General features: G+C 65.7%; 15 protein-coding genes. 5 read left to right on the top strand and 10 right to left on the bottom strand.

The features are described 5' to 3' along the window. Positions 1-4: 4 nt before the first annotated feature. From I5E68_RS03680 to I5E68_RS03670, 3 genes are read right to left on the bottom strand one after another with little or no spacing between them, the layout of a single operon-like run. Positions 5-1,813, bottom strand: a complete 1,809-nt coding sequence (locus tag I5E68_RS03680) for a DUF885 domain-containing protein (protein WP_197160880.1) — start codon at positions 1,811-1,813, stop codon at positions 5-7. Continuing rightward, positions 1,743-2,837, bottom strand: a complete 1,095-nt coding sequence (locus tag I5E68_RS03675) for an Ldh family oxidoreductase (protein ID WP_197160879.1) — start codon at positions 2,835-2,837, stop codon at positions 1,743-1,745. Before I5E68_RS03675 ends, I5E68_RS03680 begins: the two co-directional genes overlap by 71 nt. A 16-nt stretch (positions 2,838-2,853) precedes the next feature. Then, positions 2,854-5,214, bottom strand: a complete 2,361-nt coding sequence (locus I5E68_RS03670; protein WP_197160878.1) for a glycoside hydrolase family 127 protein — start codon at positions 5,212-5,214, stop codon at positions 2,854-2,856. Between the two features lie 271 nt (positions 5,215-5,485). On the opposite strand from I5E68_RS03670, the gene I5E68_RS03665 reads away from it, so the two are divergent. From I5E68_RS03665 to I5E68_RS03655, 3 genes are all read left to right on the top strand, one after another. After that, the gene (locus I5E68_RS03665; RefSeq protein WP_197160876.1) at positions 5,486-8,239 is read left to right on the top strand and encodes a DUF5695 domain-containing protein; all 2,754 of its coding nucleotides are present in this window, start codon (positions 5,486-5,488) and stop codon (positions 8,237-8,239) included. A gap of 78 nt (positions 8,240-8,317) precedes the next feature. Then, entirely contained in the window at positions 8,318-9,505 is a 1,188-nt protein-coding gene (locus tag I5E68_RS03660) for a M24 family metallopeptidase (protein WP_197164512.1), read from the top strand. Between the two features lie 85 nt (positions 9,506-9,590). After that, positions 9,591-10,469, top strand: coding sequence for a glycoside hydrolase (locus I5E68_RS03655; RefSeq protein WP_197160874.1), 879 nt, complete (start codon positions 9,591-9,593; stop codon positions 10,467-10,469). 119 nt (positions 10,470-10,588) lie between these two features. On the opposite strand, the gene I5E68_RS03650 is transcribed toward I5E68_RS03655, so the two are convergent. Genes I5E68_RS03650 through I5E68_RS03640 form a run of 3 tightly spaced genes read right to left on the bottom strand, consistent with a single transcriptional unit; the run spans position 10,589 to position 16,470 of the window. Continuing rightward, entirely contained in the window at positions 10,589-12,082 is a 1,494-nt protein-coding gene (locus I5E68_RS03650; RefSeq protein WP_197160872.1) for an efflux transporter outer membrane subunit, read from the bottom strand. Between the two features lie 2 nt (positions 12,083-12,084). Continuing rightward, positions 12,085-15,273 (bottom strand): efflux RND transporter permease subunit, encoded by a 3,189-nt coding sequence (locus I5E68_RS03645; RefSeq protein ID WP_197160871.1) that lies wholly within the window; start codon positions 15,271-15,273, stop codon positions 12,085-12,087. 6 nt (positions 15,274-15,279) lie between these two features. Continuing rightward, positions 15,280-16,470 (bottom strand): efflux RND transporter periplasmic adaptor subunit, encoded by a 1,191-nt coding sequence (locus I5E68_RS03640; RefSeq protein ID WP_197160869.1) that lies wholly within the window; start codon positions 16,468-16,470, stop codon positions 15,280-15,282. Positions 16,471-16,620: 150 nt separating this feature from the next. Between I5E68_RS03640 and I5E68_RS03635 the strand changes: the two genes are divergently transcribed. Further along, a complete protein-coding gene (locus I5E68_RS03635) occupies positions 16,621-17,211 on the top strand; it encodes a TetR/AcrR family transcriptional regulator (RefSeq protein WP_228727037.1) in 591 nt (196 codons plus the stop codon). Positions 17,212-17,282: 71 nt separating this feature from the next. Here I5E68_RS03635 and I5E68_RS03630 read toward each other — a convergent pair whose 3' ends face one another. Together I5E68_RS03630 and I5E68_RS03625 are read right to left on the bottom strand one after the other, a co-directional pair. Then, complete coding sequence (locus I5E68_RS03630) at positions 17,283-17,564, bottom strand: hypothetical protein (RefSeq protein ID WP_197160865.1); 282 nt, start codon at positions 17,562-17,564, stop codon at positions 17,283-17,285. 152 nt (positions 17,565-17,716) lie between these two features. Then, the gene (locus I5E68_RS03625; protein ID WP_197160863.1) at positions 17,717-18,481 is read right to left on the bottom strand and encodes an SDR family NAD(P)-dependent oxidoreductase; all 765 of its coding nucleotides are present in this window, start codon (positions 18,479-18,481) and stop codon (positions 17,717-17,719) included. A 144-nt stretch (positions 18,482-18,625) separates the two neighbouring features. On the opposite strand from I5E68_RS03625, the gene I5E68_RS03620 reads away from it, so the two are divergent. Continuing rightward, positions 18,626-19,747, top strand: a complete 1,122-nt coding sequence (locus I5E68_RS03620) for an acyl-CoA dehydrogenase family protein (RefSeq protein WP_197160861.1) — start codon at positions 18,626-18,628, stop codon at positions 19,745-19,747. Between the two features lie 30 nt (positions 19,748-19,777). On the opposite strand, the gene I5E68_RS03615 is transcribed toward I5E68_RS03620, so the two are convergent. Together I5E68_RS03615 and I5E68_RS03610 are read right to left on the bottom strand one after the other, a co-directional pair. Beyond that, a complete protein-coding gene (locus I5E68_RS03615) occupies positions 19,778-21,010 on the bottom strand; it encodes an acyl-CoA dehydrogenase family protein (RefSeq protein WP_197160859.1) in 1,233 nt (410 codons plus the stop codon). 2 nt (positions 21,011-21,012) lie between these two features. Continuing rightward, positions 21,013-22,014, bottom strand: a complete 1,002-nt coding sequence (locus tag I5E68_RS03610) for an NAD(P)H-dependent flavin oxidoreductase (RefSeq protein ID WP_197160857.1) — start codon at positions 22,012-22,014, stop codon at positions 21,013-21,015. Between the last annotated feature and the right edge of the window lie 62 nt (positions 22,015-22,076).

The raw sequence follows: 22,076 nt of genomic DNA, 5'->3' as shown, positions 1-22,076 counted from the left end.
CTGCTTACTCCTCGTCGGGATAGGGGCCCACACCGTCGTCGGCGATGAGCTGATCGACGCGCTCGTCGATCACCGCCAGCGGCACCGAACCAATCTCGAGCACGGCATCGTGGAAGGCGCGGATGTTGAACTTCGCGCCCAGCGCCTTCTCCGCCTTCGCGCGGGCATCGAGGAAGGCGAGCTCACCCATGTAGTAGCTCAGCGCCTGCCCCGGCCATGAGATGTAGCGGTCCACCTCGGTCTCGATCTCGTGATTGGAGAGCGCGGTGTTGTCGCGCAGGTAGTCCTGCGCCTGCTTGCGGGTCCAGCCCTTGGCATGAATGCCGGTGTCCACGACCAGACGCGATGCGCGCCAGGCCTGGTAGCTGAGCATGCCGAACAGGTCGTAGGGCGTCTCGTACATGTCCATGTCCTCGCCCAGCGCCTCGCAGTACAGCGCCCAGCCCTCGCCATAGGCCGAGAGATACGTGTCACGCCGGAACGCGGGCAGGTTCTCGTTCTCGGCAGCGAGCGGCATCTGGAAGGCATGCCCCGGCGCGCTCTCGTGCAGGGTCAGCGCGACCTGCGAATAGAACGGGCGCGAGGGCAGGTCGTAGGTATTGACGAGATAGATGCCCGGACCGCCACGCCCGCCGGTATAGAACGGGGCGATGTCGTCCGGCACCGGCTTGATCGCAAAGCGACTGCGCGGCAGGTGGCCGAAGAACTGCGAGGCCTTGCCATCGAAGCTCTTGGCGATCCAGGCCGCACGATAGAGCAGTTCCTCGGGGGTCTTGGGATAGAACTGCGGGTCGGTGCGCAGGTGCTCGAAGAACTCGCCGAGCGTGCCCTCGAACTCGACCTCACGCATGACCTGATCCATGCGCGCACGGATCTTGGCCATCTCGGCAAGACCGAGCTGGTGGATCTCCTCGGGGCTCTTGTCGAGCGTCACGAATTCGCGGATCTTCGAGCGGTAGTAGGCCTTGCCCTCGGGCAGCTCGTAAGCTGCGAGCGAGGTGCGTGCTGCAGGCGTATATTCGTCGCGCATGAACGCAAGCAGCCTCGCGTGCGCGGGCACGACATCCTTGCCGATGACCTCGAGCGCCTCGGCCTGAAGCTGCTTGCGCGTCGCCTCGGGGATCGTCTCAGGCAGGTCGGCGAAGGGCGTGTAGAACACGTTGTCCGCGCTCGCCCCGGCCTCGACCACCTGCTCGATCCCGGCATCGCGACCGGCCAGCGTCACGCGCGGTGCGGTAAAGCCGCGCGCGATCCCGGCGCGCATGTTGACGATCTGCTGGTCGTAGTAGCGCGGGATGTCGCGCATCATCGTCAGGAAACCGCGCGCGGCCTTCTCGTCCTTGACCGGCTCACGCACCCAGCTCGCCAGATTGGCCCAGAAGCTGGTATCGGCATTGAAGGGTTTCTCGTAGTCGCGGTACTGCTGCGAGATCAGAAGCGCGTCGATCTGGTTCTCGTAGACCGCGAAGTTGATGCGATTCGCGGGCGAGAGCGCGGCCTTGTCGATACGCGCGAGCCTGGCCTTCACCTCGCTCCAGCGCGCCAGTTTGGCCGCCTGCGCCTGCCGGCCTACGTCGGGGAGCGCAGGCCCCGCCTGCGGATTGTCCTCGTCGGGAGCCCACAGGCTCTGCCGCCAGTCCCATTCCTCGGTATAGATTTTCTCGAAGGCGGTGTCCGCCTTGCTCGGACGTACGACCTCGCCATCGGCCTGGGTGCCGGCAGCGGCAGGCGCGGCGACAGCGTCAGTGGCCGCCGGAGCCATCGCCAGCGCCGTTGCTGCCAGCGCGAGAGCCTTGAGGCGGATTGGGTACATGGTCTTTGCCTTTTTGCAGGAGATCGAGGATTTCGGCGTGGAAGGCCGCCGGTATGGCGAGCCCCTTCGCGAGGGACTCGCGCCGCGCGGCGAGACGGCGCGTGCCGGGCAGACGTGCGCCCTGCCCCTCGATTGCAGCGAACATGGTCTCGCCGTGCGCGAGGTATTCGTCGACGCGATCACCGAGGAAGCCAGCCGGATCGATGGCGATGATCAGTTCCCCGCCAAGCGGCGAGCCGCCGCGCCCGGCATCGACCGCGATCGACTGGGCGCTGGTCATGTCTCCGATCAGCGGCCCGGCGATAAGCTCGATCATCGCCGCCAGTGCGGAACCCTTGTGCCCGCCGAAGGTGCGCATCGCCCCGTCGAGCACGGACTTCGCATCGGTCGTCGGATTGCCTTGTGCATCGTAGCCCCAGTCCTCGGGGACCGGCTTGCCGGCGCGGCGGTGCAATTCGATATCGCCGCGCGCGATCACCGTGGTGGCGAAGTCAAACACGAACGGCTCGCGCCCCGGTCGCGGCCAGGCAAAGGCCAGCGGATTGGTGCCGAAGACCGGCTTGGTCCCGCCCGCCGGGGCGACCCAGGCATGGTTGGGGGTGAAAGCGAGCGCTACCAGCCCTTCGGCCGCCAGCGCCTCGACCTCGGGCCACAACGCGGCAAAGTGCACCGAATTGTTGAGCGCCATGGCCGCGATGCCCTTGGCCTTCGCCTTCTCGACGAGCAGGGGAAGGCCCTTGGAAAAGGGCAGCTGTGCAAAGCCGCCCTTGCCATCAACCCGCACCAGCGCGGGTGCGGGCTCGCTCACCTCGGGCACCGCCGCGGGATTGACCACGCCCTTCTCTACCGACGCCGTCGCAACGAGCAGGCGATAAAGACCGTGCGAGGTGCACCCGTCGCGCTCGCCCGCCACCATCGTGGCGGCGACCGCGGCGGCATGGTCGGGGGCCAGCCCCCAGGCTTCGAGAACCTCGCGCGCGAGGCTGTCGGCCTCGGCGAGGCTCAGGACGACACTATCGCTCATGGCCAGCCCCTTGCGCTTACTTCTTGGCCGTGAACACGCGCACGCCGAACACCGGCCCGGCCGAACTGCGGTCATGCGGCAGGAAGCGCACGCGCACCGAGTTCTTGCCCTTGGTCAGCGCCTCGGGCAGCGGATACTCGACATCGAAGAACTTGCCGGGACGATCCTCGCCCAATTCCTGCGTCGCGATCTTCACGTCGTCGACGAGGATGTCGAACTTGCGCCCGCGCTCGGAGCCCCAGTAGCTGGCCTGAAGCAGCAGCGGACCGGGCACGACCTTCATCGAGAACTCGAAATAGCCGCCCGAGCGGGCATCGCGTCCGTTGCGGCCGCGATAGGCAACCGGGTAGGAAACGTCCGAGACGAGATTGTGATCGCGCTCGGGCTGCATCTCGCCAAGGTGCATGATGTCGATCGAGCGCGCGGCGATGTCCTTCTGGCGCGCCTGCTCGGCAAGGAATGCCGCCTCTTCCTGCTTCCACTGGGCTTCGGAAAAGCGCTTGAAGTAGACCGCGCTGCGACGCTCGTACTGGCTGTAGAAGGGAACGAAGTTGCGATCGCCCGGGCGCACGATGCCGCGGGTGACGTAGCGCGGACGGTCCGAGACGATCGGGTGGAACGCGGCAAGCAGGTCTTCGCCGACCATCGCCGGTTCGACGTCCTTCCATTCCATCTCCACCGGCCCAAGGTCGGCCGCCATGACCATCGGCCCGCGCAGCACCGAGACCACGTCGGGCGCGCCGGGTGCGGATTCGAGACGCAGGTCCAGCGGGAGCGAATAGTCGACCACGTCGCCAGCCTTCCAGCGGCGATCGATCCGCACGTAGCCGTTGACCGGGGTCACCGTGGCAACCTCGCCGTTGATGCGCAGCGCGACGGCCCCCTTGCTCCAGCCCGGGATGCGCAGTGCCAGCGCGAAGCGCGAGGACTTGACCGCATCGAGAGTCAGGCGAACGTCGCCTTCGAAGGGATAGTCGGTCGCCATCGAGAGTGCGACACCCTTGTCCTTCCAGGTGGCGCGCGAGGGGATGAACAGGTTCACGAAGAGCGTGTCCTCGCCCTGCCAGTAGATCGAATCGCCATGCTTGGCATGGCTTTCCATCCCCGAGCCGACGCAACACCAGAAGCCTTCCTCACCCGGCTGCGAATAGCCGCGCTCGGCACCGCTCATCATCGGCGTCATGTAAGTGAAGCCCGCGTTGTGCGGGTTCTGCGCCGAAAGCACGTGGTTGAGGTGCGCGCGTTCGTAATAGTCGAACAGCGCCGCCTCGGGCTGCCACGAATAGAGCTGCCGGGTCAGCTTGAGCATGTTGTAGGTGTTGCAATGCTCGCAGGTGGACTCGGTCAGGTGCTGCGCGATGGTGTCGGGATCGGAGAAATACTCGCGGTCCGCATTGCCGCCGATCACGTAGCTGTGGTGCTGCGTGACGGTATCCCAGAAGAAGCGCGCGGCGGTTGCGGGCGGCTGCTCGCCGGTCAGCTCGTGGATGCGCGCGAGGCCGATCAGCTTGGGCACCTGGGTATTGGCATGGAAGTTCGAGAGCTTGTCTTCCTGCGCCTTGAGCGGATCGAGCACGCGATCGTCGTAGATGCGCTTGGCGATCTGCATCCAGCGCGCATTGCCGGTACGCGCGTAAAGTTCGGCATAGCTCTCGTTGAGGCCGCCGTATTCGCAGCCGAGCAGGTCCTGCATCTGCTTGTGGTCGAGCGCGTCGAACATGTCGGCGAAATACCCGGCGAGGCCGATCAGCACTTCGAGCGCCTTGTCGTTGCCCCAGGCAGCATGGATGTCGAGCAGGCCCGCGAACATCTTGTGCACGGTGTAGAGCGGCGACCACGAGCCGTTGAGGTCGAAACCGCCGGACTTGATGATGCCCTGCTTCACCTCGTCGAAGACGGTGATGCCGTCGACGATGTCGCCGTCCTTGGTCTTGCGGCCGAGCGCGCCGATGTAGCCATTGCCGCGCGCGACCTGGCAGTCGGCCAGCTCATCGACGATGTAGTCGGCGCGCTGACGGCATGCCTGCGTACCACGCTGCTGCCAGGTGAGGACGAGAGCGGTCATGTAGTGGCCAAGGGTGTGCCCGGCGATGGTGTCCGATTCCCAGCCGCCATAGATCTCGGCCTTCGGCTCGAGGCCTGCGTACTTGCGGAAGTTGTGCAGGAAGCGGTCCGGGCTGAGCGAAAGCAGGTAGCCCTCGTTGACCTCGACCGCGGTCGCCCAGTCAGAGGCTTCGAGACGCACGTCGTTCAGCGGAAGCGGAGTGGCCCGCAGCGGCATCACCGGCTTGACGACGGCCGCAAAACCCCGCGGAGCAACGCCGCAAAGCGCCACCGCCGCTACCCCGACCATCCATTGGCGCCGACTGGCTTTCATTCCCTCACACTCCTATCGAATATCGTATACGTTATTGATAACCGACATAAGCGGGGTGTCAATCCCCGTCACCGCGTTGCAAGAGAGACTGCAAATTGTCGGTTTCGCGTCGAATCGGGCTCACCTGCGGCTCTTGCACTGCAATCGCGGCCAAAACAATTAGTCGGATAATATATCGTATATTTTCCTTGACGCATTTCAGTCCGCACGTCATCCCAAGTGCAATTATCCAGCCGGATTCATTTGCATCGGCCGCAATCGAGGACACGACATGAAAAGCGTACTGCGCCCCCTGCCCCTCTTCGCTCTGGCGTGCGCCATCGCCGCGCCTGCGGTCCTGCCGCTCACCGCGCTTCAGGCTCAGGAAGAAAAGCCGAAGAAGGTCTTCCCGCCGATCATCAAGACCGAGATCACCACGCCGGCCTTCGACCTGGCTCTGCGCGCCGACACGCAGACGCTGGCCAGCCTCTCCCCCAAGGGCACCGAGAACTTCGACTTCGTCCCTGCGGGGCGCGAGGCCGAACGCGCGGCCAACGGCTACAACCACATCGGCGACCTGCACCTGCGCGTGCGCCAGCCGGGTGGTGAATGGACCGACTACAACTCCTCGGCGATGCGCAAGCAGATCACTGCGCTGGCAGGCGGCAAGGACGTTATCGCCGCAGCCGACATCACCAGTTCGATGGGCGATGGCCTGCCGCTCAAGGTAGAGCGCCGCTGGCTCAACGAGGACGGCGTGCTCGCGATGCGCTTCACGCTCGAGAACACCAGCAGCCAGGCCGTCGAGATCGGCGTGCTGGGCATGCCGATGGTGTTCGACAACATCATCCTCGACCGCGACCTCGACCAGGCCCACCAGCAGGCCAGCTTCGTCGATCCCTATATCGGCCGCGATGCGGGCTACCTGCAGGTCACCCGTCTTTCGGGCGAGGGACCGGTGCTGCTGGTCCTGCCCGAAAAGGGCACCCCGCTCGAGGCCTACAAGCCGATCTTCGAGAAGGCCTGGGCCAAGAAGGACGACAACTTCACCGACCTCTCGCCGCGCGGCCAGGTCTCCGAAGGGTTCTACGACTGGACCGTCGCCAGCAAGGGCTTCGCCGAGAAGGAATGGTCCAAGGCCGCGCGCCAGTGGAACGAGCCGACCAGCATCACCCTCAAGCCGGGTGAGCACCGCAGCTATGGCGTGCGCTTCGTGACCGCACCGAGCATCCGCAAGATCGAGGATACGCTCGTCGCCAACAAGCGCCCGGTCGCGGTCGGCATTCCCGGCTACGTCGTGCCCACCGACCAGAGCGCGAGCCTGTTCCTCAAGGCTCCGAGCAAGGTGAAGTCGATCGAATCCTTCCCGGAAGGATCGCTTACCCTCACCGACGAAGCCTCGGGCGATGGCTGGGCGCGCTACAAGGTCAAGGCCAGCGGCTGGGGCCGCGCGCGCCTCACCCTGACGTATGCCGACGGTGAGAAGCAGACGGTGAGCTACTACATCACCAAGCCGCTCGAGCAGGTGGTGGGTGACCTTGGCCACTTCACCACGCACCAGCAGTGGTTCGAGGGCAAGGGCGACCCGTTCCACCGCAGCCCGGCGATCCTCTCCTACGACCGCGAGGAAAACAAGATCCTCACCCAGGACGAGCGCGTCTGGGTTGCCGGCATGAGCGACGAGGGCGGCGCGGGTGCATGGGTCGCGGCCGCGATCAAGCAGCTCGACAACCCCGACCCCGAGGAAGTCGCGCGCATCGAGCGTCTCGTCGACGAGACCGTGATCGGCACGCTCCAGATCGCCGACGGCGAGCACAAGGGCGGCGTCAAGAAGAGCATCTTCTACTACGAGCCCGAGGAATTCCCCGACTACTACGACCCCCAGATCAACTGGAAGAACTGGACGGCGTGGAACAAGGAGCATTCCAACGACCTTGGCCGCACCTACAACTACCCCCACGTCGCGATCGGGCACTGGGTGCTCTACCGCCTTGCGCGCGATCACGCCGATCTGGTCAAGCGCCACGACTGGCAGTTCTATCTCAAGTGGGCCTACGTCACGACCGTCGCGATGATGCGCGATGCCCCCTACTACGCGCGCTTCGGCCTGATGGAAGGCGACGTGTTCCTCGACATCCTCAAGGATCTCGAGAAGGAAGGCATGACCAAGGAAGCCGCCAACATGAAGCGGCTGATGACCGAGCGCGCCGACATCTGGCGTTCGATGAAGTATCCCTTCGGCTCGGAAATGGCCTGGGATTCGACCGGCCAGCCCGAAGTCTACGCCTGGATGGACCACTTCGGCTACCAGCCGCAGGCCGAGGCCACCCGCGAGGTGATCCTGGGCTATGACCCGACGATCCCGAGCTGGGGCTACAACGGCAACGCACGCCGCTACTGGGACTTCCTCTACGGCGGCAAGGTCAGCCGCATCGAGCGCCAGATCCACCACTACGGCTCGGCCCTCAACGCAGTCCCGCTGTTCACCGCCTATCGCAAGAACCCCAAGGACTTCCACCTGCTGCGCGTGGCCTACGGCGGCATGATGGGCGGCATCACCAACATCGACCAGGAAGGCTTCGGCTCCGCCGCGTTCCACTCCTACCCCGACATGATGCAGTGGGACGCGATTACCGGCGACTACGGCATGGGCTTCTACGGTCATGCCATCACCGCCGCGACCTACCTCGTCGATCATCCGCAGTTCGGCTGGCTGGGCTTCGGTGCCAAGGTCGAGCAGAGCGGCAAGACGATCCAGGTCACCCCGCAGGACAGCGCCCGCTCGCGCCTGTTCATCGCTCCCGCGGGTCTGTGGATCACGCTTGAGAGCGGCAAGATCGCCAGCGCGGACTATGATACCGAGACCGGCACCGTGCGCCTCTCCCTCGATCCCGCCAGCGCGATCACCCCGCGTGCCCGCCTCGCCTTCGAGACCACCACTGCCGACGGACGCCCCTATGCGACCGACACCGGCACGCTGGAGCGCGGTGCCTACGCAATCGACCTTGGCACCGGTAAGACCGAGGTCACCCTGAGCCCGAAGTGATCGGGCCGGGATAACTGGAAAGCCCGGTCACGCCTCGCGCGTGGCCGGGCTTGCGCCCTTGAAGAAACGGACATGACGATGACGACGATGATCGGTGGCTCCAACGCCGAAGCCGAACTGGCCCGCCTCACCCGCTGGAGCGAATGGGCTCCCGCGATCAGTGACGGCGAGCTCAAGGCCCGCATGGACAAGGCCCGCGAGCTGATGGCGCTTGCCGGTGCCGGCGCGCTGATCGTCAACGTCGGCCCCTCGATGCGCTATTTCACCGGGGTGAGCTGGTCGCCGACCGAGCGCCTCGTCGCGCTGATCATCCCCGCCAGCGGCACACCGCGCGTGGTGTGCCCGGTGTTCGAGCGCGGTTCGCTCGAAGCCGAACTCAAGATCGAGGCCGACCTCGTACTCTGGGAAGAGGAAGAGGACCCGGTCGAGATGGTGTGCCGCACGCTCGCGCCCGGCACCGTTCTTGCGATCGACCCGATGCTCTCGGCTGGCCATGCCCGCCAGTTCGGGGAGCGCCTTGCCGGTACGGTCGAGGGTGGCCCCGTCATCGACGGCTGCCGCATGATCAAGTCGGCGAACGAACTGGCTTTGCTGCAGCAGGCCAAGTCGATGACGCTCGAGGTGCACAAGGCAGCCGCACGCATCCTCGCACCGGGCATTCGCGCCAGCGAAGTCATCCGCTTCATCGACCAGGCGCACCGCGCCCTCGGCTCCTCGGGCTCGTACTTCTGCGCGGTCCAGTTCGGCCATGCCACCGCCTTCCCGCACGGGCTTCCCTACGATCAGGAACTCGAGGAAAACCAGCTCGTCCTGATCGACACCGGCTGCCGCATCGAGGGCTATCACTCGGACATCACCCGTACATACGCCTTCGGCGAAGTGAGTGCGCTCGAGGCCGAGACCTGGGAGCTGGAAAAGACCGCGCAGGCCGCCGCCTTTGCCGCTGCAAAGCCGGGCGTGCCGTGCGAGGACGTCGATGCCGCCGCGCGCGCAGTGATCACCAAGGCGGGCCTTGGCCCCGACTACAACCTGCCCGGCCTGCCGCACCGCACCGGCCACGGCATCGGCCTCGCCATCCACGAGCCTGCCTACCTCGTGCGCGGCGACAGGACACCGCTCGCTGCCGGCATGTGCTTCTCGAACGAGCCGATGATCGTCTATCCCGACAAGTTCGGCGTGCGCCTCGAAGACCACTTCTACATGACCGACGAGGGCGCGCGCTGGTTCACGCAGCCGCAGGTCGCACTCGACAAGCCATTCACCTGACAACACTGATCCGTCCTGCGCCTCTTCGGGTCACACCCGAGGCGCAGGCCGTCACCAATCCCAAACGAAAGCCCTGACGATGCCCATGCCGACCTTGTCCCGCCTTGTCGCCCTCCCCGCGCTCGCTCTGGCTCTCGCCGCTGGCAGCGTGCCTGTTTCGGCGCAGGACGGGTCGAGCGAAGTCGTCACCCCGCCCGCCGAGCTGGGGCTCGATCCGTTCTACACGCAGGGTCTCTCGGTCGACGGGCTGTGGATCACCTCGTCCTCCAAGGTCCGCCCCGACACGCTAGTCAAGGCGCGCAACATGATCCGCGCCATGCTCGCGCATCGCCCGGAGATCGTGCACGAGATGGTTCGCGAAGGCGCGCGCGTCGCGATCATGGCGGTCGACGAGACGACGATGGACCTTCCCGAGCAGCGCGACTGGGACAAGCCCGCGCGCGACGACATCGTGCTTACGCCCTATGAGCGCGAGAACTACGATACCGAGATCGCACCGCTGACCGCCTACGAATACTGGGCAAAGCGCGCGCGCGGCATGGGCGGGCTGCTCACCAGCGGCGCCGAGGAAAACATTCAGGCCGTCCCGGGCACGCGCTATTTCGGCGAAACGATCATGGTCCACGAGTTCTCGCACGGCATGTTCGAGGCGCTGCGCCAGATCGACCCGCCCTTCGTCGCGCTGGTCGAGGCCGCCTTCCGCAACGCCCGCGAGCGTGGCACGTGGAAGGACCAGTACATGGAGAATACCATCGACGAGTACTGGGCCGAAGGCACCCAGTTCTGGTTCAACAGCAACTACCCGGCGAAGATGGGCGACACGGTCGTGATCAGCGACGCCGAGATGGCGGAACGCGACCCTGCCCTCGCGGTGCTGCTGGAGAATGTCTACGGGCCGATCCACCGCCTGCCCGACGACCCGTTCTGGAAGCACAGCGAGCGCAAGGCCGCCGCTGCGGACTGACCCCGGCGGGGATGGATGGCAGCGCCAGGCGCGGCGCCATGTCCCGGCTCTCGCAATAACGACAAAGGCCGGCCCCGCGCGAACGGGGCCGGCCTTTGCATTTCAATTGCCCGTCGAGGTCAGTTCGCCTCGGAGCGCTCAGCTTGCTCAGCCGGGGCGGGCTCATCGACCAGGAGGCCGCCACCAAGCGCGCGATAGAGTTCAACAAGGTTGCTGCCGCGAGTCAGGCGCGTGGTCACCAGTTGCTGCTCGGCCCCGTAGGCACTGCGCTGGGCATCGAGCGTGGTCAGGAACGAATCCACGCCTGTACGATAGCGCGCATCCGAGAGGCGCGCCGCAAGCTGCGCTGCCTTCACGCGCTTTTCCTGGGCGGCGATCTGCTCGTCGAGCTTGCCGCGCCGGGCAAGGCCGTCGCTGACCTCTCGGAACGCGGTCTGGATCGCCTGCTCGTACGTCGCGACCGCGACCTCGCGCGAGGCCTTGGCATAATCAAGGTTGCCCTGGCGCGTGCCACCGTCGAACAGCGGCAGGCTGGCGGTAGGCGCGACATTGTACATGTAGCTGCCGTCCTTGAAGAGGCCTGAGAGCCCCAGGCTGAGCGTGTTGACCGCCCCGGTCAGCGAGATCGTCGGGAAGAACGCAGCGCGCGCGGCCCCGATGTTGGCGTGCTCTGCGATCAGCATGTGTTCGGCACGCAACACGTCGGGACGGCTGAGCAGGACCTGCGAGGACACGCCGACCGGAAGGTCGCCGCGCATCACCGGCGCATCGCCGAGACCTTCGGGAAGCAGCTCGCGCGGGACGGTCGTCCCGGCCAGCAGGTTGAGCGCGTTCTGGTCGACCGCGACCGCGGCCTCGAGCGCGGCGATGTCGTTCACCGCTGCCTGGTAATTGGTCTCGGCCTGGCTCACCTCGAGTTCGGAGCCCACACCGATGCGGAACTGCGCACGGGTGAGTTCGAGCGTCTTGGCAAAGGCATCGCGGGTCTCGCGCGACAGGCGCAGCTGTTCGGCATCGCTGGCCATCGTCAGCCAGGCGGTGGCGATCTCGGCAACGAGGCTGATGCGCGTCGCGCGCTGCGCTTCCTGGCTGGCGAAGACCTGCTCCTGTGCGGCGCGGGTCAGGTTGCGGATGCGGCCGAAGAGGTCGAGCTCGAAGGCCGAGAGCCCCGCCCCGACCGAATAGATGTCGAGATCGCCAGAACTGCTCCCGACTGCACCGGCTCCGCCTCCAGCCCCGCCGGTCGCGCCTCCACCTGCACCGAAGATATTGTTGGTATAGGTGGCAGAGCCCGTCGCCGAGACCGTCGGCAGGAGGTCGGCACGCTGGACCCGCAGCTGCGAGCGGGCCTGAAGCACGTTGCCAGCGGCAATGCGCAGCTCGCGGTTTTCGGCAAGACCCAGCTCGATGACCTGCCGCAGCCGGTCATCGACGAAGAAATCGCGCCAGCCGGTCTGCGAAAGATCGGGGCCGTCGCTGGGCGCACTCTCGTAGACCCCGCCTTGCGGCAGGGTCACCGGGACCGCCCCGGCGGGGCGTTCGTATTTGGGTGCGAAGCTGCACCCGGCCAGCAGGGCCGTGCCCATCAGGAGGGGGGCAAGGGACTTTTTCATTCTCAAATATCCTTGGCAGGCGCGGCGCCGGTGCTGTCCGGAGCGTTGTCCTGCGTCTGTGCCGTGTCCTCGCCTTCGTGCTTGCCGTGGCCGAACAGGCGGCTCACGACGACGAAGAACATCGGCACGAAGAAGATCGCCAGCACGGTCGCGGTGAACATGCCGCCCACCACCGAACGACCGATCGCGTTCTGTCCGCCCGCACCCGCGCCGGTCGAGAGCGCCAGCGGGAGCACGCCGATACCGAAGGCGAGCGAGGTCATCAGGATCGGGCGAAGGCGCAACCTCGCCGCCTCCACCGCCGCGTCGAACGCATTCATCCCCGCGAGGACGCGCTCTTCGGCGAATTCGATGATGAGGATCGCGTTCTTGGCCGAGACGCCGATCGTGGTGATCAGGCCCACCTGCAGGTAGATGTCGTTGTTCAGACCGGTGAGCCATGCCGCGAGCATCGCGCCAAGCACGCCGAGCGGCACCACCAGCACGACCGCGATCGGCACCGACCAGCTTTCGTAGAGCGCGGCAAGGCACAGGAAGATGACGAAGAGCGAGAGCGCATAGAGCGCCGGCGCCTGTCCTGCCGAGAGCTGTTCCTCGTAGGAAAGGCCAGTCCACTCCAGCTCGGTGCCTTCCGGCAGACCGGCCTGGAGCTGCTCCATCTCGGTCATCGCCCCGCCGGTGCTGACACCCGGCGTCGGGCCGCCCTGCAGCTGCATCGCCGGACGCCCGTTGTAGCGCGTCAGCATGGTCGGGGCCGTCTTCCACGATGCGGTGGCGAAAGCCGAGTAGGGAACCATCTCCCCACTCGTATTGCGCACGTAGAAGTCCTTCAGGTCATCCGGAGAGTCGCGAAAGTCCTGGTCGGCCTGAAGGTAGACCCGCTTGGTGCGGCCGCGATCGAGGAAGTCGTTCACGTAGGCACCGCCCCAGGCAGCCGAGAGATCGCTGTTGATCGACGAGAGGTCGAGCCCCAGCGCCTGCGCCTTGTCCTGGTCGATGTCGATGACCAGCTGCGGGGCATCGTCGAGGCTCATCGGCATGACCTGTGCGATCTTGTCGCTCTGCATCGCCGCGCCCATGAGCTGGTTGCGGGTCTGCTTGAGCCGCTCGTGGCCAAGCCCGCCGGTGTCGGTCAGCCACATGTCGAAACCGGTCGCATTGCCCAGTTCCGAGATCGCGGGCGGAACCAGCGCGAAGATCATCGCGTCGCGGTACTGCGAGAAGGCGCCCATCGCGCGGTTGGCAATGCCCACCGCACCGTTCTCGGCACCGTCGCGCTCGGCCCAGTCGCGCAGGCGCACGAAGGCGATTGCGGTGTTCTGGCCCTGCCCCATGAACGAGAAGCCCGAGATCGTGAAGATCGACTCGACGTTCTTCTTCTCGGTGTTGAGGAAGTAGTCGCGCACGTGGCTGACCGCACGGTCGGTGCGCGGCAGGGTCGAGCCCGGAGGCGCGACGACCTGCGTCATCACCACGCCCTGATCCTCGTCCGGCAGGAAGCCGCCGGGCAGGCGCGCGAAGAGCAGCGCCACGCCGCCGACCACGACCACGTAGATAAGCATCGAGCGCTTCCAGCCACGCGCGGTGCGCTTGACGCCGTTCTCGTACTTGTCGGTGCCACGGTCGAACTTTTCGTTGAACCAGCGGAAGAAGCGCGCGAGCAGCCCGTTGCCCTGATCCTTCTGCGGATCGTGAGGCTTGAGGATAGTGGCGCAAAGAGCCGGCGTGAGGATCAGTGCAACCGCGACCGAAAGCACCATTGAGGAGACGATCGTCAGCGAGAACTGGCGGAAGATGACTCCGGTCGAACCGCCGAAGAAGGCCATCGGCAGGAACACCGCCGAAAGCACCATGGCGATGCCGATCAGCGCACCGCTGATCTCGTCCATCGACTTGCGCGCAGCATCCTTTGGCGAGAGATGCTCGGTCTGGATCAGGCGCTCGACATTCTCGACAACGACAATCGCGTCATCGACGAGCAGGCCGATCGCCAGCACCATGCCGAACAAGGTGAGCTGGTTGATGGTATAGCCCATCGCCGCCATGATCCCGAAGGTCCCGAGCAGGACCACCGGCACCGCGATGGTGGGAATGATCGTCGCGCGCCAGTTCTGCAGGAACAGGAACATGACGAGGAACACCAGCACCACCGCCTCGATGAGGGTGTGGATGACCTGCTCGACCGAAAGGCGCACGAACGGCGTGGTGTCGTAGGGGTAGACGACCTTGACGTCCGACGGGAACTTCTTCGAAATCTGCGCGACCTCGGCCTTGACCGCCTCGACGGTGTCGAGCGCATTGGCACCCGAGGCGAGACGCACGCCGAAGCCTGATGCCGGATGGCCGTTGTACTGGACGTCGAAGCCGTAGTTTTCCGCGCCCAGTTCGGCGCGACCGACATCGCGCAGCCGCACGACCGCACCGCCCTCGCTGGTACGCAGGCGGATCGCCTCGAACTCGTCGGGCGTCTGCAGGCGCGACTGCACCGAGACGGTGGCGTTGAGCTGCTGCTCCTTGGATGCGGGAAGCGCACCGATCTGGCCGGCAGAGACCTGGACGTTCTGCGCCGCGATGGCCTGCTGCACGTCACTGACGGTGAGGTTGTAGCTGCGCAGCTTGAGCGGATCGACCCATACGCGCATTGCGTACTGGGTGCCGAAGACCATCAGCTCGCCCACGCCGTTGATGCGCGCGACCGGGTCCTGCACGTCGCTGGCGACATAGTCGGACAGGTCGTTCGCGCTATGGCTGCCATCCTCGGAGTAGATGCCGACGACGACGAGGAAGCTGGCGGCCGACTTCTCGACCGTCACGCCCTGACGCTGGACTTCCTCGGGAAGCAGCGCCTGCGCGGCGGAAAGCTTGTTCTGGACCTGGACCTGCGCGATGTCGGGATCGGTGCCCTGCTCGAAGGTCAGGGTGATCGTGACCACGCCCGCCGAGGACGAGGTCGAGGAAAAGTAGCGCAGATTGTCGATGCCGGTGAGCTGCTGCTCGATGACCTGCGTGGTCGTCTGCTCGAGCGTCTCGGCATCCGCGCCCGGATAGGAGGCGTTGATGGTGACCGTTGGCGGCGCAATCTCGGGGAACTGCGAAACCGGCAGGCTGCGGATGGCGAGGATACCCGCCATCATGGCAACGATTGCGATGACCCATGCGAAGATGGGCCTATCGATGAAATACCTAGCCATGGTGTCTTAGCGCCCCTCGCCCTGCGACGGTGACGCAGCCTGCTCGCCAGCGGGCTTGCCGCCTGCGGAGGCCTGCTCCTTGCCGGGAACGCCCTTCATCGCGACCGGCTTGACCGTGGTGCCGGGACGCGCATTCTGCTGCCCCTCGACGATGATGCGCTCACCCGCCTTGAGGCCCTTGCTCACCAGCCAGTTCGTGCCGACCGTCTGCGGGGTCTCGATAACGCGCTGTGCCACCTTGCCCTGCTTGTCGACGACGAGCACCACCGGGCGCCCCTTCTCGTCACGGCTGACTGCCTGCTGCGGCACGACCAGCGCATCGCGCTTGGTGCCCTGCACCAGCTCGGCACGCACGTACATACCGGGCATGAGCAGCCCTTGCCGGTTGGGGAACACGGCGCGCACGACCTGGCTACCGGTCGCGGGATCGACGCTGACCTCGGTGAACTTGAGCGTGCCGGTCTCGGGATAGATGCTGCCGTCCTCGAGGCGCAGCTGGACGCGGGCATCCCCGCCATCGCGCGAAATATCGCCGTTCATGATCTGCTTGCGCAGGCGCAGAAGGTCCGCACTCGACTGCTGGATGTCGACGTAGATCGGATCGAGCCGCTGGATCGTGGTCAGGGCATCGGCCTGCCCTGCGGAGACCAGCGCACCGACGGTATAGGTCGAGCGGTTCACGCGGCCCGCGATCGGCGCGCGGATGGTGGTCCGGGCAAGGTCGATCTGGGCGCTGCGCAGTGCCGCCTGCTGGGCGGCAACACTGGCGCGAGCCTGCGCCGCGGCGGCCTGCGCGTTCTCGGCCTCCTGCCTTGAAATCGCATTGATCTCGACCAGTTCGCCGTAACGACGCGCCTGCGCGGCGGTCGAGGCGATCGTCGCCTGCGCCTGCGCCAATGCGGCACGAGCGCTGGCCACGGCAGCCTCGTAAGGGGCAGAGTCGATGCGATAGAGCGGCTGCCCCGCACCAACGCGCTCACCTTCCTCGAAGAAGCGCTTCTGGATCAGCCCATTGACCTGAGGCCGCACCTCGGAGGTCTCGTAAGCATTGGTACGTCCCGGCAATTCAGTGCGCAGTGAGACAGACTCGCTCCGAACCGTCATCACACCGACCTCGGGAGGCCCGGCAGGAGGTTGTTGCGACTCGCTTCCACAAGCGGAGAGGAGCAATCCGAGAGCCGGAATCAATTTTTTCATCGCGGGGGGCCAATTCAATGCTATGGATGTGAGCGAACGTTCACTCATTAATTGTCGAGGCCTCTACTGCAGCGCACCATGGAAGACAACAGCAAAGCCGCATATTGCGCAGAGCACCCCTCGAAGCCCCATCCGACAAGCCGTTCGCAGCTGCGTTGCCAGCATCTGCTGAGCACCGCGCGCAGGCTTTTCGCCGAGCAGGGCTTTCATCAGAGCGGCATGTCCCAGATCGCCCGCGAATCGGGAATCGCGGTCGGTCAGATCTACCGTGACTTCGCCAACAAGGAGGCGATCATCACCGCGATCTGCGAGGAAAGCCTGCAGGTCTGGCTTGCCGAGGAAACCATCGAACAGGCCATCGCTGCCGGTGACCATGCCGCCATCCGAAGCTGGATCGAACACCTTCTGGTGAAGGAGTCTGAATTCGAGAACAGGCGGATGCTGGTCGAGATTCTCGCCGAGACGGGCCGCAACCCGCTGATCGCGCAACTGAACGCGGATACGCTGGAAAGGTTCCGACGGGTTCTTGGCATGGCGCTCGACGCACTCATCCCGGGCGCGACGCAGGCCTGCAAGGTGCGTATCTGCGACCTCTCGCTGGTCTTGTGCTGGGGCGTACTGGCGGGCGAGGAACTGATCCCCGGCCTCGATGCCGATACCTTCCGCACTTACGCGGCAGATCTGCTGAAAAAGGAGATCGACAGGCTTTCGACGCTGCCCGAGGGACACGCCTGCCTCTAGCCCCCCCATATGCAACAAGGCCCCACCCGGAGAATCGGATGAGGCCTTGCTCGTAATTCAGGGCCCGAAATTCAGTTCACGTGGCGGCGGTGCTTGCCCCCGTAACGTTTGCCGCAATATTCATCGAGGTCGCGCATGTCCTCTGCGGCTGCCTTGGCGATCGCCGCCTTGCACGGCAGCGCCGCCTGCACTTCCGCCTCGGCCTCGGCGTCAGCGATTCGCGCCTCGACGCGATCGCGCAGCTCTTCGATGTCGGCGCGCGAGAGCACATTCTTCTCGCGCAAATAGCAGATGAGGCTCTGCAACAGGATCATGGCCTTGTCGCCCGATGCAACGTCGCTTTCCTCGAACATGGCAAATCTCCCAAAAAGCCGGTTCTTGTCCCGAAGGTGTAGCGACAGGTTATGCCATCAGAATGCATATTTCCATATGAATTGAACACGTAAGAGCAAAATTCGCGCAACATTGATGTTGCAGTGCAGCGTGACCGGAACTTAGAGCCCCCTCACAGGGTCTGGCCATCATCGATACGGATGTCCGCGCCCGTGATCGGAGCGCTGGCATCGCCAAGCAGGTGAAGCAGGGTCGCGTCGAGCGCCGCCTCGTCCATCAGGCGACGACGTGGCATGGCTGCGACCTTACGCTGCCCGGCCTCGGTCTCGAACCAGTCTCCCGCCAGTTCGGACTCGAAATAGCCCGGCGAGACCACGTTGACGTTGGGACCGGTGCGCACCCACTCCTTCGCCAGAAGCCGCCCGAGGTGGCTGACCGCGGCCTTGGCGGCACTGTAGGCGACCAGACCATTGTCCTGCGTCTGCGCCGTAATCGACGAAATGAGGACGATCCGCCCCTCGGGTGCGCACCCGGCAGCGACCATGCGCCGCGCGGCTTCGCGGGCAGTAATGAAGGCGCCGCGCACATTGGTCGCGAAGACCGCGTCGAAATCCGCCATGGCAAGATCGAGCGCACGTCCGCTGCGATTGATCCCGGCGTTGACCAGCACTGCGTTCACCGTCCCCCAACGCGCCTCGATCTGGTCGAAGGCACCAAGCATCTGCTCCTCGTCAGCGACATCACCGGGCACGGCCATCGCCTCGCCCCCCGCCTCGCCGATTTGCGCAACGAGCTCGTGCAGCGCCGCCTCTCGCCGCGCGACAAGCGCCACGCGAGCACCACACTTTGCCGCGACGCGGGCCACATGTGCGCCGAGTCCCGACGAGCCGCCTGTGATCATCATGGTGCGCCCGGCCAGTCCGCGTTCCTGGTGCATCGATCAGTCCCTTCCCGTTACGTCCAGCCCCTTCCAACGAACCCTGAGGGGGCAAGTTCCACCCGCCGAGGCATTTGTTACTTGTTTGACTAAACAAGATACTCCATCCTGCCCCTTGTCAAGCGCAGTGCGGAGGACACCATCATGAATTTCGAGTTGAGCGAAGAGCAATCGATCCTCAAGGACACTCTCGAGCGCTATCTTGCCGACCACTACGATTTCGACACACGATGCCGCGCATTACGCGGCTGCGCCGGACCCACACTCTGGCCGGGACTGGTTGAGATGGGGCTGACAGGCGCACCTTTCCCGCTCGAGACCGGAGGCCACGGCGGCGGGCCGGTCGAAGCGATGATCGTGATGGAAGCGCTCGGCGCAGCACTCGCCTGCGAACCGTGGAACGAGGCGATCGTGCTATGTGGCAGCCTGCTTGCCGAGCTGGGCGCTCAAGAGCATCTCGCCCCCCTGATCGAAGGGAGCAAACGCCACGCCCTCGCGCACGCCGAGTCTGGATCGTCCTGCGGCCATGCAAATGTCGGATGCACCGCCATGCCAACGCGTGATGGCTGGCAACTCGACGGCACGAAGGCCCTGAGCATCGGTGCGGGCGAGGCCGACACGCTCCTCGTCTCGGCACGGACCGATGGATCTGCGGGCGACGAAGCCGGGATCTCGCTCTTCGCGCTACCACGGGCAACGGTCGGCGTGACCCTCCATCCCATGCGCATGATCGACGATCGCGCGTGTTGCGACATCGAGCTTGCAGCGGTTCGCGCGCCCGCCTCGGCGCTGGTGGGGCCAGCCGGCATGGCCTACCCCGCGCTCGAACGTGCACACGAGGCCTGGCTGGCAGCCCTTTGCAGCGAGGCCGTCGGCGTGGTGGGACGCCTCCACCAAGACACCGTCGCCTATACACGCCAGCGCCGCCAGTTCGGACAGCCCCTGTCGAACTTTCAGGTCATCCAGCACCGGCTGGTCGACATGCTGATGCAAGTCGAACTGGCCACCTCTGCCTGCCACCTGGCGACGCTCAGTCTCGACAAGCCGCAACCGGCGCGCCGTCAGGCCCTCACCGCGGCGGCACTGGTCACCGGCGAAGCACTGCGCTTCGTCGGCGAGAGCGCGGTGCAGCTGCATGGCGCAATGGGGCTGACCGATGAACTGGCGATCAGCCACCTATTCCGCCGGGCAACCGCGATCATCCAGCAACTGGGTTCAATCGATCAGCTCTCCGGTGCATGCGCACGCGCCCTGCGCGCGGCCTGAAGCGCAGCCCCGCAACGCCACCTCTCTATTTCAGACCCCGATGACCGAGCGCGCGAGGATGTTGCGCTGGATCTCGTTGGAACCAGCGTAGATCGAGCCTGCGCGCTCGTTGAAATAGCGCAAGGGCGCCAGCGCTTGCCAAGCCTCTCCCAAGACCTTGCCGTCCGGCGGCACCTCGTGGAACGGCACCGGCCCGCCGGGCCGCACTGCGTGGGGCTGATAGGCAAGCGCGCGCGGCCCGGCCGCTTCCAGCGTCAGTCGGGTCAAGGTCTGGGCGGTCTCGGTACCGAGCACCTTCATCATCGAGGACAGCGCCCCCAGGCTCTCGCCGCGCCCCGCCCGCGACAACAGACGTAGCTCCAACGTGCCCAGCACCGCGATGCGCGCGCGCAGGGCCGCCAGCCGACCGGCGAAGAGCGGATCGTCGATGAGAGCGCAGCCGCCGCCCCCAGGCCGCTCGGCAGCAAATTCTGCTAGTCGGCGCGCACGCACCTCAAGGTCGGGTGCATAGGCACTTCCACCGCGTTCGAACTCGAGCAGGTACTTTGCAACCGACCAGCCCTGTCCGACCTCGCCCAGAACATTTTCTCGCGGCACCCGTACATCGGTGAAGAATACCTGCGATTGTACTTCCTCGCCCGAAGCCATCAGCATCGGGCGCACGCTGATGCCGGGGGCGTCCATCTTGAGCAGGAGAAAGGTGATACCCTTTTGCGGTCTGTCCTCACGCGCGGTACGCACCAGCGCGAACATCCAGTTCGCCTCGGTCGCGTGCGTTGTCCAAATCTTCGAACCGTTGAGAACGAAGACATCGCCCTCGGCGCGGGCGGAAAGCTGCAGGGCAGCGAGATCGGAGCCCGCGCCCGGCTCGGAATAGCCCTGGCAGAAGAACACCTCGCCACTCAGTATCCGGGGCAGGAACCAGCGTTTCTGCGCCTCGCTGCCGTAGCGCACGATGACGTGCGCAACCATGTGGATGCCCATGGGGGAAAGCGCGGGCGCACCCGCCGCGATGCGCTCGCTTTCGAAGATGTAATGCTGTGCCGCGCTCCAGTCCTGACCGCCATGTTCCACCGGCCAGTGCGGCGCGGCCCAGCCCCTTGCGGCCAGGATCGCCTGCCAGCGCATGCTGGCCGCGTGATCGGGATAGACGCTTGTCGCAAGATGCCCCGCCGCGACAAGGTCCTCATCGAGATTGTCCCTCAGGAAGGCCCGGACCTCACGGCGAAAGGCCTCTTCTTCCTCGCTCCAGTCAAGATCCATGGTCAGGCCACCCCTGCACGGACGTGCGCGCCGCGTCCAATCATGCCCGCAAGCCTGCCTTCGATCAGGCTCGTGGCCTCGTCGATGATCCGCGCTACCAATTCGGCCACGCTCGGCACGTCGTGGATGAGCCCCTGCACGATGCCTGCGGTCCATATCCCGTGGTCGAGGTCGCCCGTTTCGAGCCCCTCTCGTCCACGCAGGCCCTTCACCAGATGCGCTATGTCCTCGAAGGGGCGCCCTGCCGCCTCGGCCTCGACGACCTGCTCGGAGATCAGGTTGCGCGCCACCCGCGCGGTGTTGCGATAACTGCGAAAGATGAGCTGCGTCGCGCGTTCGTCGCCCGCCACCAGCGCATGCTTGAAGCTGTCGTGAATCGGCGCCTCGCGCGTGGCGCAAAAGCGGGTACCCATGTTGATCCCTCCGGCACCGAGTGCGAGCGCGGCCACCAGTCCACGCCCGTCGCCGAAGCCGCCGCTTGCGAGGATCGGCACCGAGAGCCGCTCGGCCGCGGCCGGGATCAGCACCAGCCCCGGCACATCGTCCTCGCCGGGATGTCCGGCACATTCGAAGCCGTCGATCGAGACCGCATCGACCCCCATGCGCTGCGCCGAAAGCGCATGGCGTACCGCGGTGCACTTGTGGATCACCTTGATCCCGTGCGCCTTGAAGTGCGCGACATGCTCCGCAGGCCGGTGCCCCGCGGTCTCGACGATGCCCACGCCCGCCTCGATGATCGCAGCGCGATATTCGGCGTAGGGCGGCGGGTTGAGCGAAGGCAGGATCGTCAGGTTGACGCCAAAGGGCCGCGCGGTCATCGCACGGGTGCGCTCGATCTCACGCACCAGTGCCTCGGGCGTCGGCTGGGTCAGAGCAGTCAGGAAACCCAGCGCTCCGGCATCGGCCACCGCCGCGACCAGCGGGGCTGTCCCCACCCACATCATCCCGCCTTGCACGATCGGGTGCTCTATCCCGAATTCGTGCGTGAAGCGTGTCTGTATCATCGCCGCGCCCTCCCTGGTCGACCGGCCCGCGAAACGAACGGTGCCGACTGCGTTCTGCCTGC

It is taken from the genome of Novosphingobium aureum, assembly GCF_015865035.1.
In the GTDB taxonomy this organism is placed as follows: domain Bacteria; phylum Pseudomonadota; class Alphaproteobacteria; order Sphingomonadales; family Sphingomonadaceae; genus Novosphingobium; species Novosphingobium aureum.
This window is presented reverse-complemented; position numbering and strand designations above follow the sequence as displayed.

Excerpts from the sequence above, each read along its gene's own strand:
- I5E68_RS03680 (WP_197160880.1), bottom strand. The coding sequence starts at position 1,813 with ATGTACCCAATCCGCCTCAAGGCTCTCGCGCTGGCAGCAACGGCGCTG.
- I5E68_RS03650 (WP_197160872.1), bottom strand. The coding sequence starts at position 12,082 with ATGAAAAAGTCCCTTGCCCCCCTCCTGATGGGCACGGCCCTGCTGGCC.
- I5E68_RS03675 (WP_197160879.1), bottom strand. The coding sequence starts at position 2,837 with ATGAGCGATAGTGTCGTCCTGAGCCTCGCCGAGGCCGACAGCCTCGCG.
- I5E68_RS03655 (WP_197160874.1), top strand. The coding sequence starts at position 9,591 with ATGCCGACCTTGTCCCGCCTTGTCGCCCTCCCCGCGCTCGCTCTGGCT.
- I5E68_RS03665 (WP_197160876.1), top strand. The coding sequence starts at position 5,486 with ATGAAAAGCGTACTGCGCCCCCTGCCCCTCTTCGCTCTGGCGTGCGCC.
- I5E68_RS03645 (WP_197160871.1), bottom strand. The coding sequence starts at position 15,273 with ATGGCTAGGTATTTCATCGATAGGCCCATCTTCGCATGGGTCATCGCA.
- I5E68_RS03670 (WP_197160878.1), bottom strand. The coding sequence starts at position 5,214 with ATGAAAGCCAGTCGGCGCCAATGGATGGTCGGGGTAGCGGCGGTGGCG.
- I5E68_RS03630 (WP_197160865.1), bottom strand. The coding sequence starts at position 17,564 with ATGTTCGAGGAAAGCGACGTTGCATCGGGCGACAAGGCCATGATCCTG.
- I5E68_RS03640 (WP_197160869.1), bottom strand. The coding sequence starts at position 16,470 with ATGAAAAAATTGATTCCGGCTCTCGGATTGCTCCTCTCCGCTTGTGGA.
- I5E68_RS03610 (WP_197160857.1), bottom strand. The coding sequence starts at position 22,014 with ATGATACAGACACGCTTCACGCACGAATTCGGGATAGAGCACCCGATC.
- I5E68_RS03625 (WP_197160863.1), bottom strand. The coding sequence starts at position 18,481 with ATGCACCAGGAACGCGGACTGGCCGGGCGCACCATGATGATCACAGGC.
- I5E68_RS03615 (WP_197160859.1), bottom strand. The coding sequence starts at position 21,010 with ATGGATCTTGACTGGAGCGAGGAAGAAGAGGCCTTTCGCCGTGAGGTC.
- I5E68_RS03620 (WP_197160861.1), top strand. The coding sequence starts at position 18,626 with ATGAATTTCGAGTTGAGCGAAGAGCAATCGATCCTCAAGGACACTCTC.
- I5E68_RS03660 (WP_197164512.1), top strand. The coding sequence starts at position 8,318 with ATGACGACGATGATCGGTGGCTCCAACGCCGAAGCCGAACTGGCCCGC.